Annotated in this window: 13 protein-coding genes; 2 read left to right on the top strand and 11 right to left on the bottom strand. The window is 48.1% G+C overall.

The genetic code is table 11. The features are described 5' to 3' along the window. Positions 1–176: 176 nt before the first annotated feature. Positions 177–776: a phosphatase PAP2 family protein gene (locus tag ACKU35_RS17185; RefSeq protein ID WP_319761190.1), complete on the bottom strand. Its 600-nt coding sequence runs from the start codon at positions 774–776 to the stop codon at positions 177–179. 171 nt (positions 777–947) lie between these two features. Here ACKU35_RS17185 and ACKU35_RS17180 point away from each other — a divergent pair, with 171 nt between their 5' ends. Continuing rightward, a complete protein-coding gene (locus ACKU35_RS17180) occupies positions 948–2063 on the top strand; it encodes a glycosyltransferase family 4 protein (protein WP_319761188.1) in 1116 nt (371 codons plus the stop codon). Positions 2064–2166: 103 nt separating this feature from the next. On the opposite strand, the gene ACKU35_RS17175 is transcribed toward ACKU35_RS17180, so the two are convergent. The 6 genes from ACKU35_RS17175 to ACKU35_RS17150 form a co-directional block, all read right to left on the bottom strand. After that, the gene (locus ACKU35_RS17175) at positions 2167–2712 is read right to left on the bottom strand and encodes a hypothetical protein (protein WP_319761186.1); all 546 of its coding nucleotides are present in this window, start codon (positions 2710–2712) and stop codon (positions 2167–2169) included. A gap of 242 nt (positions 2713–2954) precedes the next feature. Then, on the bottom strand, positions 2955–3734 hold the full coding sequence (hisF, locus tag ACKU35_RS17170; protein ID WP_319761184.1) for an imidazole glycerol phosphate synthase subunit HisF: 780 nt from the start codon (positions 3732–3734) through the stop codon (positions 2955–2957). After that, on the bottom strand, positions 3727–4365 hold the full coding sequence (gene hisH, locus ACKU35_RS17165; RefSeq protein WP_319761182.1) for an imidazole glycerol phosphate synthase subunit HisH: 639 nt from the start codon (positions 4363–4365) through the stop codon (positions 3727–3729). The genes hisF and hisH overlap by 8 nt, the downstream gene beginning before the upstream one ends. A gap of 228 nt (positions 4366–4593) precedes the next feature. Beyond that, positions 4594–5400, bottom strand: coding sequence for a DnaJ domain-containing protein (locus ACKU35_RS17160; RefSeq protein ID WP_319761180.1), 807 nt, complete (start codon positions 5398–5400; stop codon positions 4594–4596). A 9-nt stretch (positions 5401–5409) separates the two neighbouring features. Next, positions 5410–5844 (bottom strand): YkgJ family cysteine cluster protein, encoded by a 435-nt coding sequence (locus tag ACKU35_RS17155; protein WP_319761178.1) that lies wholly within the window; start codon positions 5842–5844, stop codon positions 5410–5412. Beyond that, entirely contained in the window at positions 5844–6266 is a 423-nt protein-coding gene (locus ACKU35_RS17150) for a CoA-binding protein (RefSeq protein ID WP_319761176.1), read from the bottom strand. Before ACKU35_RS17150 ends, ACKU35_RS17155 begins: the two co-directional genes overlap by 1 nt. A 144-nt stretch (positions 6267–6410) precedes the next feature. Here ACKU35_RS17150 and ACKU35_RS17145 point away from each other — a divergent pair, with 144 nt between their 5' ends. Then, entirely contained in the window at positions 6411–7640 is a 1230-nt protein-coding gene (locus ACKU35_RS17145; RefSeq protein WP_319761174.1) for a Xaa-Pro peptidase family protein, read from the top strand. Between the two features lie 61 nt (positions 7641–7701). Here ACKU35_RS17145 and ACKU35_RS17140 read toward each other — a convergent pair whose 3' ends face one another. The 4 genes from ACKU35_RS17140 to ACKU35_RS17125 all read right to left on the bottom strand — a co-directional run bounded on the left by ACKU35_RS17140 (position 7702) and on the right by ACKU35_RS17125 (position 12875). Continuing rightward, the gene (locus ACKU35_RS17140; protein WP_319761172.1) at positions 7702–8361 is read right to left on the bottom strand and encodes a nitroreductase family protein; all 660 of its coding nucleotides are present in this window, start codon (positions 8359–8361) and stop codon (positions 7702–7704) included. 135 nt (positions 8362–8496) lie between these two features. Continuing rightward, positions 8497–9408, bottom strand: a complete 912-nt coding sequence (locus tag ACKU35_RS17135) for an AMIN domain-containing protein (RefSeq protein ID WP_319761170.1) — start codon at positions 9406–9408, stop codon at positions 8497–8499. Between the two features lie 252 nt (positions 9409–9660). Continuing rightward, on the bottom strand, positions 9661–10848 hold the full coding sequence (locus ACKU35_RS17130) for an iron-containing alcohol dehydrogenase (protein ID WP_319761168.1): 1188 nt from the start codon (positions 10846–10848) through the stop codon (positions 9661–9663). 86 nt (positions 10849–10934) lie between these two features. Beyond that, on the bottom strand, positions 10935–12875 hold the full coding sequence (locus tag ACKU35_RS17125; RefSeq protein ID WP_319761166.1) for a cytochrome c biogenesis protein CcdA: 1941 nt from the start codon (positions 12873–12875) through the stop codon (positions 10935–10937). Positions 12876–12893 lie beyond the last annotated feature (18 nt).

Here is a 12893-nt window from a genome sequence, read left to right as displayed (position 1 = left end):
AGCCCGGTAATTTTTAATCACCCCATCCCCCAAATAGAAAATCGACTTGAACCGTCAGGATCAAGTCGATTTTCTATTTGGTATGATTCGCTTCGCGCTTTTAGCTACACGGATTATGCCTTCGCGGGCAAAGGGGATAATCACCCTGAGAATTCTTAATAGTTTAAATTTGCAATTTACGGTCGGTACTTCTCAGGTAATTTATATTTCAGCCAGTAACTCCAGAGCAGCCAGACTGATATTGCCACGCACATCCCCAGTGCCCAGCCAGCCATTACATCTGTTGGGAAGTGCTTACCCAGATAGAGACGCGAATAGCCGACTCCTATGGGCAGGAAGAGCATCCACGGTCTGAGCCGGCGAAAGAAAAACATGAGCATAACCGCAAAGGCCATTGAGTTTGCAGCATGTGCGGAGGGGTAGGAGTTGCCGCGTTCTTTGGTCTGCTGGTAATCCAGTGGCCTGCGCTGCCAGATTCCGTCATCTTTGAAATAGGTCAATGCAATTGAATTAAGTGGGCGGACACGGCCTATGGATTTCTTGATCAGGTTGGTGGAAAAGTCGGCCAGTCCCATAGTAGCGGAGATGAGCAGGATGATAATAAGAAATTTACTCCCTTTTTTCCTGACCCCGAAGATTGTTACCGCTGCGATTATGGCCCAGAGCAGGGCAGCGGAGGAAAGTAGCGGCATAGTGATATCCAGCCAGTGTTTGCGGAATATCTGGTTGACCAGAATGAAAATCTGCATATCCAGAGCTTGAGTAAAAAACGGCACTTATTTCTCCTGTATGAGCGTTTTCCTTGGCAAGACAGTTGTTTCCGAATAACATACCCGTCCGTTGCAATAATTTCAGATTCTAATTTTGAATTTCAGGCGGCTTTAATGTCGCCTTATATGCTCAGCGAGTATCAATATAAATAAAAGCCCGCAAGGTACTTACCATATATGAAAATGAAAAGAATAGCCTTGATCCTGCCCCGTTTCAGTCGTTACGGCGGGGTAGAGCGTTTCGGATATAATTTGAGTGTGGCCCTGACTGATGCGGGATATTCCGTTGATTTTATATGTGCCCGAGCTGAAGATGAGCCCCCGCAGGGAGTAAATATCATCAACGTCGGCCGTTATGGATTCTGCCGGGCCGGCAAACTGCTCTGGTTTGTGCTGGCAGCGGAAAAGGCCCGCAGGAAAGGGAACTATGACCTGACTATAAGCCTCGGTAAATCCCTGAATCAAGACATTTTGCGTATCGGAGGAGGACCGCTGGAATCCTTCTGGGCTTTATCGCAACGGGCATGGCCTGCAGGACTGGCCCGCTCCTTTAAAATGTTCCGCCGCCGGATCGCATTGGTTAATATGCTCATTAAGTATATTGAGCGCAGACAGGCTGCGTCGGATTGCCGCATGGTCTGCGTTTCGAACCGCGTGCGGGATTGGATGATTGACTCTCACCCGCTACTTGCCGGGCGAAAAATCGATATCATCTACAATAAGCCGGATCTCTCCTTATTCAGCCCTATCGATAGAGAAGAGAGAGAGCTTGCCCGCGCAAAATTTTCCCTGACCGGAGATGACATACTCATATCCACCGCTACCACCAATTTTGCTTTAAAGGGTGTTTCTTTTTTGATTAAAGCCCTTGCAGAGCTTCCGGAAAATTATCAATTGCAGGTTGCCGGAGGTCGCAAACCCTCAAAGTACATCAAGCTTGCTGAAAAATTAGGCGTTGCCGAACGGGTTCATTTTCTTGGTAAGGTGGAGGATATGCCCGCATTTTACGGGCGGTCGGATATCTTTGTACTTCCATCATTCTACGATGCTTGCTCAAATTCGGTGCTTGAAGCATTGGCCTGCGGGGTGCCTGTGATCAGTTCCCGCGATAACGGAAGCAGTTATTTTCTCCCCGGAGAGCAGGTCATAGATGATCCGTCTGATTATATGAAGCTTGCTGAAATGATTATAGGAACGATCTTGAAAGATAGAGGGGAACAGTTTGAGTGGCCTGATGATGTGCCGTGCGGGATTGAACCGTATCTGGAGCTTGTAAGAGATATTCTTGGATAATCGTTCTACCTCTCCTTATTTATAATATCTTGTTTGATCTTTCCAACAGAAAGGATTGAATTGCCCTTGCAGGCTTTGCTGGTCTGCAAGGGCATTTTTACATTTATCTTTCCATCATTTCTATAATGATTCCTGTTCTGTCCTGAGTCTGGCGGAACTTAACGGCACTGAACTGAATGAACAGGGAGCCCAGTTTGGTGCTTCCAAGTTTCAGATCAGCAGTGTTGCCATTATCCATTGTTTCTTTGTCCCCCCATATCTCACCGCGATAAGGTTTTCCGTCAATGTTGTCGTCGTAATTGGTGCCCTCAGTCTTATTCAGCTTGATCAATTCTGTACGGATGGTCTGATAGTCTGCCAGGCTTCCATTAGGGATATACAATTCACAAAATGCTTTTCTGAATTTTTTACCGGTTGTCACAATCAGAGTCTGTCCATCAGCTTTTTTTTCAAAGACTTTTTCGCCAAATGGATTTTGAGGTTTTGCAGAGCTTTCAGTAAATCCCAGTTTAACTACGGCAGCATCACCGGAATTAAGTGAAGCATCACAAACGGCAGCAGCCTGTTTAAGGATAGGGGAGGCTGCGAAAGCAGGAGTTGCAACCGCAACCAAAGCTAGAAGTAAAGTAAAGACTATAGCTTTTTTCATTAGTTTCTCCAAAATTTAATTGTTGGTGGTAGAAAATCCATCTCTTAGCAGAGAAGGTTAGGACTGTACCTTTTTTGTCATAGCAAATTGATTTTGCGGTGATAAATAGACGAAAAGGCTTTTATTAAAAGTGTTATAAAAAAGCAACCCCTACTTGTTCTTTCACGCTTTGGCATAGTAAAAATAAAAAGGCGTTGATGTTTCCATCAACGCCTTCTTTAAAACTTTGTGTAATTTTTGAATTACCAGCTGCTGCGAACCCGCACGCCCTTTTCAGCCATGTATTCTTTCAGCTGAGGGATGGTGTAGTCGCCGTAGTGAACTATGGAGGCGATGAGCGCGGCAGTGGCCCGGCCTTCAGTTACGGCATCAACCATATGCTGCGGATTTCCCGCGCCTCCGGATGCGATTACCGGAATCTGTACGCTTTCTGCTACCAGACGGGTAAGTTCGAGGTCGTAGCCGGTTTTAACGCCGTCTGCGTCAATTGAGTTGAGGCAGATTTCACCGGCTCCGAGGGATTCCCCGGTTTTGGCCCATTCGAGGGCGTCTATGCCCATGAATTTGCGTCCGCCGTTGATGACGATCTCGAAACCTGAAGGGATCTGCTCGGATTTATCAACGCGTTTCACGTCCATGCCGAGCACAACGCACTGGGAACCGAATGCTGCGGCCCCTTCGCTGATGATATCAGGGTTTTTGACAGCGCCGGAGTTCACGGAAACTTTTTCCGCTCCGGCAAGGAGTACATCGCGCATGTCTTTAACGGAGTTGATGCCTCCTCCTACGGAGAAGGGGATAAAAATCTCTGATGCAACCCGTTCGACAACATCGAGGAAAATGCCGCGTCCTTCGGAAGATGCTGTGATATCGTAGAAAACGATCTCATCCGCACCCTGCTCGTAGTAGAGGCGTGCAGTTTCAACGGGATCACCGATATCTACATTGCCTTTGAACTTGATGCCTTTGGTGAGGACTCCGTTCCTTACGTCGAGGCAAGGGATGATTCTTTTACTAAGCATCGGAAGCCTCCTTGCAGTATTCGTAGAAGTTGGAGAGCAGCTTCAGCCCGGGATTGCCGCTTTTCTCCGGGTGGAACTGAACGGCCCAGAGCCCTTCGCGTCCGTGCAGGGAACAAAACGGGCGGCCGTAGACTGTTTCACCGATGATGTATTTTTCTTCGGGAGCGGGGTAGTAGCTGTGTACGAAATAGAAGTTCGCTTCGGGGTCAATATCCTTGAAGAGAACGCAGTCCTGTTTCAATTCAATCTGGTTCCAGCCCATGTGGGGCACGCGGATGGGGACGCCTTCGTAATCTTCCCATGAGGGATTGAAAAGGCGACATTCACCGGGAATGACAGAAAGTGCCTGGGTGTCATTTTCTTCGCTGTAGTCGAGAAGAATCTGACAGCCGACACAGATGCCGAGAAGAGGTTTTTTCTTCTGTACGAGTTCTTTGAGAAGTTCGTCCAGCCCGCCGGATGTAAGTTCATCCATGGCCTGACCTGCAGCACCGACACCGGGAAAGATGATACCGGTTGCGTTAGACAGGATTTCCTTATCAGCAGTAATCTGGTTCGGAATGCCTAGCTTGTTAAGCGCGCGTTGCACACTTGTCTGGTTTCCGGCCTTATAGTCAAGAATAGCCAGCATTTGAGGGGCCCCCTTGTGTTTGTTAAATACTTATTGAACCGCAGAAGTCTGTAACTTTAATGAGGGTATATATTCCAGATACAGAGTTGAATCCGGAAGAACGGCTGCCTTGAGGCGGCAGTATATAACGGTTCTGTTCTATATATAGGAGCTAGTCAAAAAAACGAAGGAAAACAAGTGAAAATGTAGTCTGACTATATTTTTTTTAAAAAAAGCCGGATAAAAAAATTATTTTGCCATTATGCGCAGATACAGGTCGCCTTTGAAAGGGCCCAGCTTACGTCCCTGACCCTTCAGCCTGATGGGACGGCCGATGACAAAATCGCGGGGCAGGGTTATTTCAAGTGTTTTACTCTTTTTACGGAAACCCTGTTGCAGAGTGATGCGTACTGTTCGGCCCGGATGCAGAGCCGAGGCTGGGAAATGGACGGTCTGCTCATCATCGAGTTGGCCCTTGAACCATGCTTTCACGCCGGACCCTATGCCCGATGAAACATCAACTGATGCGGTTTTATCTCCCCAGTTGAGATTCACTTTACGTTCTTTGATCGGGGCGCTCGGGCGCTGGAAGGGTTTGTCTTTACTTATCTGACTGTAAATATCTTCAAATACCTGCCGGGCGAATGGGTCGTTGAGTATGTCTTTGAGTACATCCTCTTCTTTCTGGAAAAAGTAACGGCTCTGCTGGGCGTTAGAAGTTGTTTTGCTACGGGTTTCAGTTTTGGCTTTCGATTGCTGTGCCCTGTAGGCGCTGGCTCCTTCGTGGGCGGTCTTGCGGTCGGATTTTGTTTTGAAATCCTGTTTTTGTTTTTTGTACGACCGGGAGGTCGAAGCTTTTCCGGAACCGGTATTACCCGCTACATTTTTGAGGAATACGTATGCTTCATTCAGTTCGCGGAATTTCTTGGCGGCGTCAGGGCTGGGGTTTAAGTCCGGGTGCATGCTGAAGGCCAGCTTGCGAAAAGAACGTTTAATATCCTCTTCACTCGCATCGTGTCCGACTTTTAAAATGCTCTGTGCCTGTCTTGTGTTCATAATAAAAAATTATTCTTCAGTGATAAGCGCATTAGGTGCAACTTCCGGATCATGCTGGCGAAGTCCTTCTGCCCGGATGTATTCCTTGCCTTCCTCGACAAATCTAGCGTGGCCTGCTTCTTTATTTACACCGGGGCAGTAATCCTGAATCATTTCCCAGCTCATTTCATCTATCAGATTACCACGGAAGAAGGGCCATGCCCGGCAGATATCCGGGCGTCCGGGATGGACTCCGCAACCTTCCTCATAAAATACGCAGTAGCCGTCTTCGCGTGACCGGAGGCGTATTTTACCGTTCACGGTTTCACTGTGTTTATCAATAAGTTCCTGTTCGGAAATACCTAAGTGTCCGGCGAGACGGGTGCGGTCTTTAGCGGTCATGATGATACCGCCTTCGCCTTGGCAGCAATGGCCGCACATACGGCATTCGAAAGCCTTGCTCATTATATTTTGCCTGCTAAATTTTTATGGTCGACCATTATGCAACGGTCTTCGATTACGGTGATATCTGTGCCGGAAAGCAACTCTCGTGCTTCCGGGCTGGAAATTCCTTGCTGCATCCAGAAACATTTGGGCATGGTTTCAAGTTCCAGAACTTCACGGGCGTGGTCCGCGCAGAATTGAGACGTTCTGAACAGGTTGACAATGTCCACCGGAAAGGGAATGTCCTTAACTGATTTATAAGTCTCAAGTCCCCAGACGTCTTTTCTCTTAGGATGCACGGGAACAATCTTATAACCTTCTTCAATCATGTAGCGGCAGACCCTATCCACAGGGCGTCCGGGCTTATCTACTGCGCCGATTACGGCTATAACCTTGACCTCGTCAAGAAGTGAGGCTAATTTTTTTTCATCAAGTATAAACATATTCTAATCTCTCCGGGCAATTAATTTCAGCATGCTACAGTAAAGCCCGGTTACTTGCAAAGCTCTCTTTTCTCAGTTGGCGGGATTTCTCTTTCCCCAGAATCATAAATTTTATGTAATTGATACACTCAAGGAGAATCTTTCATGTCCGATCTTGAATCAAATGTAGTTGTGCCGCGTAGTGAGCTTGAAGCCCGCTGGGCAAAATGCCGCCGATTTCTGCCTGAAGTAGCTCCGCAGGCAGGGGGCATGCTTTGTTTTTCGCGATTGCAGATTTATTATCTCTCCGGCTCTTTTGTCAACGGTGCAGTATGGCTTCCGCTGGAAGGTGAGCCTGTTCTTTTCGTGCGCCGTTCATACGAAAGGGCTTCCATTGAAAGTTCCATTAAAAATATCGTCAGTTTCAGATCATTTAAAGACATCGCCCCTCTCGCCAAAGAGGCAGGGCAACCTTTGACGGAAGTTATCGGAGCTGAAACTGCGGGCCTTACGTGGCAGCTCGGCGAAATGCTTACTTCACGGATGTCCGAGTATAAATTTGTTCCCGGTGATAACGTTCTGGCTCTATCCCGCGCGATGAAATCTGAGTGGGAACTGGAAATCATGCGCGAAGTCGGTCATTTGCACAATACCGCTTTGGCGGAGGTTCTGCCTGAATTGATCGAAACCGGCATGAGTGAATTGGAAATTTCCAAATACCTCTGGAATATCTTTTTCGAGCTCGGACATGAAGGCATCATGCGTATGCAGACCTTTAATGAAGAAATATTCCTGGGACATGTCTCCGCAGGTGATTCCGGTATTTATCCCAGTTCTTTCAACGGCCCGTTAGGCCTTCGAGGCGTGCATCCTGTTTCGCCCTTCATGGGCAGTGGAGATAAATTCTGGGACGAGAATACTCCCCTAGCCGTTGATTGCGGATTTGTAATGGAAGGATATCATACTGATAAAACTCAGCTGTACTGGTCCGGACCGCAAAGCTCCATTCCCAAAGATGTGCTTGATGCGCAGCTTTTCTGTCAGGATATGGAGACTCTTGCCGCTGAAAATCTCAAACCCGGCACTTTGGTCAGTGATGTCTTTGCTATGGTCATGGCCGAAGCTGATAAGCAGGGTTATATGGATGGTTTTATGGGAATCGGCGAGAGCAAGGTGCCGTTTATCGGGCATGGTATCGGGTTGACCGTGGATGGCTTTCCGCCCATTGCCAAAGGCTTTGATCTGCCTATTGAAGAGGGTATGGTTTTTGCCCTTGAGCCGAAGCAGGGTATTCCCGGAGTCGGTATGGTCGGCGTGGAGAATACCTTTGAGGTTACCCCGGACGGCGGCAGATGTATTACCGGCGATATGCACGATATAATCTGTATTGAATAGTCGCTGGATTGAAAAATTATAAAGGTGCGCAGGTTGCTTTTGCTGCCTGCGCACCTTTTTTTTATAAAACAGTTATTACATCTTCCTGCGGGAGACGCGCTTTAGGCTGACCGTGGTTAACGTCTCCGTCTTTCAAGTGATATCCCAGCGCCAGTGCTACGTCGCACACGTATCCGCCTAGTTCTTCCTTGAATATTTTTCCGATAAGTTCTGAATCAATGCCTTCCATGGGAGTGGAATCTATCCCCAGACGTGCAACTGCGTGCAGGGTATTTCCCAGTGCCAGATAGGTCTGGGCTTTGGTCCAGCAACCATTGTATCCAGTTTCGTCGGTGTTAAGGCCTGCAAAAAACATCCCTTTTTCCATCATCTCGTCATACTTGTCAGCGGGTAGGTGGCCTGATTCGACTTCTGCATCTACTACTTTTTTGTAGTGCTCCTGCGTGAAGTAGGGATTGTAGGCAAATAGAATAATGTGTGATGCCGCTTTAGCGTGATGCTGGTTAAACTCGAATTTGTTGGCGAAAGTATCGTGAAAGCGTTGTTTTGCCGCGTCGCTTTCAATGATGATGAATTTCCACGGCTGAGAATTGACGGACGATGGCGACATGCGCAGTGCATCTTTAATCACAGCCATATCGGCGGATGAAATGCGTTTGGATGGATCGTATTTTTTGCAGGTATAACGGCAGTTAAGGTCGTCAACAATTTGGTTCGTCATGTTTGATCTCCGCTTGGGAATTTGAGATTATTAACGTCCCGCTTAGTTTAACCTGAGATGGGTGGCCGTTCAATCTAAAAAATCCCCGTAGTCTGACGGCTACGGGGATTTTTAGGTTTTTATTCGTAAAAAAAATTACTTAACATCAATATCAAGCCCGTTTGCGGTTTTGGCTATGACCGGGGCCGGGGTTTGTCCTTTCAGATCCATGACCATGCGGATCTTATCTTCGTAAATGCCTATCCTGAAGCGTGAGAAAATAGGGTTTTCAGGCTTAAGCACGGTCGGTCCGAAGTAATCCCATTTACCATGGATATCAACTACAAGGCGGTTGGGATCTTTCAAGAAAAACGAGGTGTAGGAAAGAGGTGCCCCACCGAGATCAAGGCTGATTCTGGTTTTACCTTTCACCTCTTTAAAGTAGATGGATTCCAGCTTTCCCTGTTGCAGGCCCTGAATCTGTTTTACCGGTTCGGTCGCTTTTTCGGCGACTTTTCCGCTGTTCTTTTTTGCTGCGGTGGAATTGCTGACGTCAGTGCCGTTGAATGCCAGAATAGTTTTTGTAGTAGCGTTTTCCGCTATTGTTTCGGTCTGCGTCATATTCGTTTGCGATGCATTCGTAGTACCGTTTGCTGCCGTGATAGCAAGGGTTCCATTCTCCATAGAAAACGTGCTGTTTGTGGCGTTGGCAATGGTCATGGAAAGGAGCGGAAGTTCTTCTTTTGCTGTGATGTTCGTGATTTTGTCAGTCTTTACAGCGGGTTCTTCTGTGACTTGCTCTTCTTGAAGAAGCAGATTCTTCGGGAGCAGCAGTTGTGGATTGATGAATGCGATGATCGCAAGCACACATAAAATATGAATTAACGCCTGCCTGCTGGTGAAGTAATTGCCAAAACGGCGGAAACTGCGGCTGCATGAACCACAGGTGTAAGATCTGACCGGCAGGATCATGGAAATGAGCACATCAGAAACGAGCCCCCGTCTGAAATACAGGCGGTTGCTATCGCAAAACGGGCATTGAACTATTTTCTTCTGCTTTTTAGTCATTGTGCTGTGTATGCCTCCGATCCCCATCCGCCTACACTTTTATCTCGCCAAAATTCTTTAATTGTCTGTGGTTATACTTATAAAAGACCACACTATAATGTCAATCCACAGTTAGATGGAAATTAAGGGGGCCCCTTTAGAGGAGCTCCCCTTTATAATTTAATTTCGGATTATGCGCTAATTTACGGCCTTCGGATACTCCGGACAAACCGCTTAAGACAGCCCGTCAGGCTTTCGATAAGCCTTAGCTGGCTAGCCTGCGATGGCTTCAGACATGATGCATTCGAGGTCTTCGCGAGTCATTTCCGCAGGGGTGAACTCGAAAAGTTTGCCCATTGTCTGTTCCGCGATATCGACCAGATCAGCAACGTCTTCTTCTTTGGCACCGTAATCTTTAAGTGATTCTTCGTTGAAACCGGACCTTTCAAGCAGAGTCCGTAAACCTTCGAGGAATACTGTGGCGCGCATGTTTTCATCAAACTGCTGAGTGTCATAGCCCATCGCCATGGCCAGATCTTCAAAGCGTTCCGGGCTTTCCGGGATAAGGCGCTTGAAATAAGGAACCGAAAGCTTGGCAAGGCCGAGGCCGTGCGGCAGATCGGGGTATTTGGCGCTTAAGGCATGTTCCAGAGAGTGCTGGGAGATGCAGCGGGAAAGGGTTTCGCACATTCCTGCGGCAGTGCTGGACCATGCCATGACGGTGCGGGCTTCTATGTTATCGCCTTCCACGATAGCCATGGGCAGGTAATGGCTGCTCAGGTGTACTGCTTCCAGAGCCAGCATGTCACTCATGGGCTGATGCGCGGTGGAAAGGAATGTTTCTACCGCATGGAAAAATGTATCAATGCCGGTGTAAGCCGTCATGCGTGCCGGCACGCTAATCATCAGTTCCGGGTCGACGATGGAAATAGTGGGGAAGGTGGAGTCATTACCGAGGCTTATTTTTTCAGAGCCGCCGGATTTGCTGATTACTGCCCACTGGTCCGCTTCTGTGCCGGTTCCCGCTGTAGTGGGGATTGCGATTAGCGGCGCTGCGGGATTTTCAGGATTAACACCACCACCGGAACCGGACTGCATGTAATCCCAGCATTTGCCGACGTTGGTGGTTAAAAGGGCGATTGCCTTGGCTGCATCGATTGTAGATCCGCCGCCAAGGGCAACGATGAAATCAATTTCTTTTTCCCGGGCAGTTTTAGCTGCTTCATCAACCTGATCTGAGTTAGGGTTGGGGGAGATGTTATCGAAAACCACGGTGGAAACATCCTGTTTGGCAAGTGCGGCTTGTACCTTTTCCAGGTAGCCGTTTTTGATCATTGCGCCGGATTCACCGATGATGACCATGGCTTTGTTGCCTTTGGGGAGGGGCAGAGTACCGAGTTCTGCCAGTTTACCGGGGCCGAAAATAATGCGGGTAGGAATAAATATTTGAAAATTAAGCATGCGCTTCCTTTGTGTCTATTGTTTTTAAGTTGCTGTTGAGCCACGTGATAACTGACTGTGAGCCTGCCGTAAAGGCTTAGGCGGCCTTATTTAAGAGTCTGGCTTAAAGCCTCATTCATCTGCCCTGTAGTGTACAGATCGCGGATAACCGTAGGTGACCGGGCGTCCTTCCCGGGCTTGAAGATGGCTGCCAGCGGTATGGAACGGCTGCCTAAAGCTCGCAGGAATTTATCGGCAACTTTGTCCGGGGCGGTCAAATCCACTTTTATGAAAGTAAGTCCGTATTTATCCCGCCAGCGGTTTAGATTGGTCGGGGTTAGCACTGTCTGCTCCAAGACTTTACAGGAAGGGCACCAGTCGGCCGTGAACTCCACGAGTATAGCTTCATTACCTAAACGGTCGCTGAAATCCTGCTGCTCGAAACCAATCCAATGCGCGGTCCTTTCCTGCGGGGTTGTCGCCCAGAAACCAGCACCGATACAAATGGCTAAGGCGCCGATACGCAGCAGATACATTGCTGATTTTTTATCAGTACCGGATGAAAGTCCCCACATCCACGCGCCTACAGCGGTGAACCATAGAAAAATCATAGTCGGGATGTACATATCTTCCGGCAGGATGCTGAACAGGTATATGCAGGTCCCGACAAGGAAGAATCCCGCGGCCCGTTCGATCCAGATGGTCCATGCGCCGGGTTTGGGAAAACGTGTAGCAAGTGCCGGGAAAATGGCCATCAATATATATGGCAAAGACATACCTGCGCCAACACTGAGAAATACCGAGCTGATAACATAGTGAGGTTGGACCATAGCCCAGCCCAGAACTCCACCCAGAAAAGGTCCGCTGCAGGGAGTTGCCAGCAGGGTTGCCAGTACCCCGGTAAAAAGGGCCTGCCTGCGCGGTCCGCTGCTTTCCGAGCCGATTTTAAGGTCTACAATGGGCAGATTGAACAGTCCGAAAAGGCTTAAACTAAGGGCGAAGACAATCCCGGTCAGCCCGATGACAACCGTGGGTTTTTGGAAGATCTGCCCCCAAGCCATTCCGGTTGTGCCGAGGATTCCGCTAAGCACTCCAAAGTAAAGCATTATGCCAAGGGCAAAGAAGACATTGTGTTCCCGGAACCCACGCTTTTGTTCTTGTGCATTCTGGTGTCCGGTTCCAGCCAGCAGGGTGGAGAGTTTCAGGCTGATTACCGGAAGTACGCAGGGCATGAAATTGAGCAGAAATCCTGCCAGCAGACCGAATAGTATCGCAGTGGTCAGGTCAGTGACTTCTAGTCCCGGAGTAAAGGAGTTAGGTTTAAGAGAATCAAATGAAAACTCGGGGGTAGTGGGGTTTCCCTTTGCCCCCGTTAACGGCGGAGCTGTCTCTTTCACCAGCTTTTCAACTGCCTTTGCCTTCGGTTCGGGGGTATTTTTTGCGGCAATATTTTTAAGGGAGATTTTAATGGCTTTAGCTCCCTTGCGCAGCTTAACGAACTTTGGCCACCACGGTTGAAGATGGGCCTGCGGCAGCTTGTCCGGTAAAACTGCTAATCCGAGAAGCGTCAGGTTGGTTTTGAAAGGTTGGCAGGCTGTATCGGAACACATCAGCAGTGAAAGCTTAGCTTTTAAATTGAAAGATTTTAGTCCTTCGGGAACAGGAATCAAAATCGGAGTAGGTTCAGAATAGGTAGCTATTTTCTGACCCTTATTAAAAGGGTCATCCTTGAGTTTTCCCGGCAGGTAGAGGACCGGAAGTATGGTGTTGTCCGGTGTAAGGGTTACTTTTAATACCGTAGGCTGGCCCATTTTTCCCGGATTATGGGAATATGTATACCATCCGTTTCTGGGTTCCAGTATCAGGGCCGTCATAATATCTGTTTTCAGCCCTGTTTCTTTCTGTGCTTCTTTGGTGAGGTGGAGTATTTCCCATTTGGTCCCTAGGTTTTTATTCAGGTTCTGGGCGCTATGAGCCGACTGTGAACAGATAAGCGTAAAAAATGAAACGAAACTAAAAAAAATTAAAGAAATTAGCTTAAAACGCATTTAATTGCCTTTTTTAAT

The sequence above is a fragment of the Maridesulfovibrio sp. genome (genome assembly GCF_963676065.1).
Taxonomy (GTDB): domain Bacteria; phylum Desulfobacterota; class Desulfovibrionia; order Desulfovibrionales; family Desulfovibrionaceae; genus Maridesulfovibrio.
The sequence above is the reverse complement of the archived record's forward strand: the minus strand, read 5'-3'. Positions and strand labels throughout refer to the sequence as shown.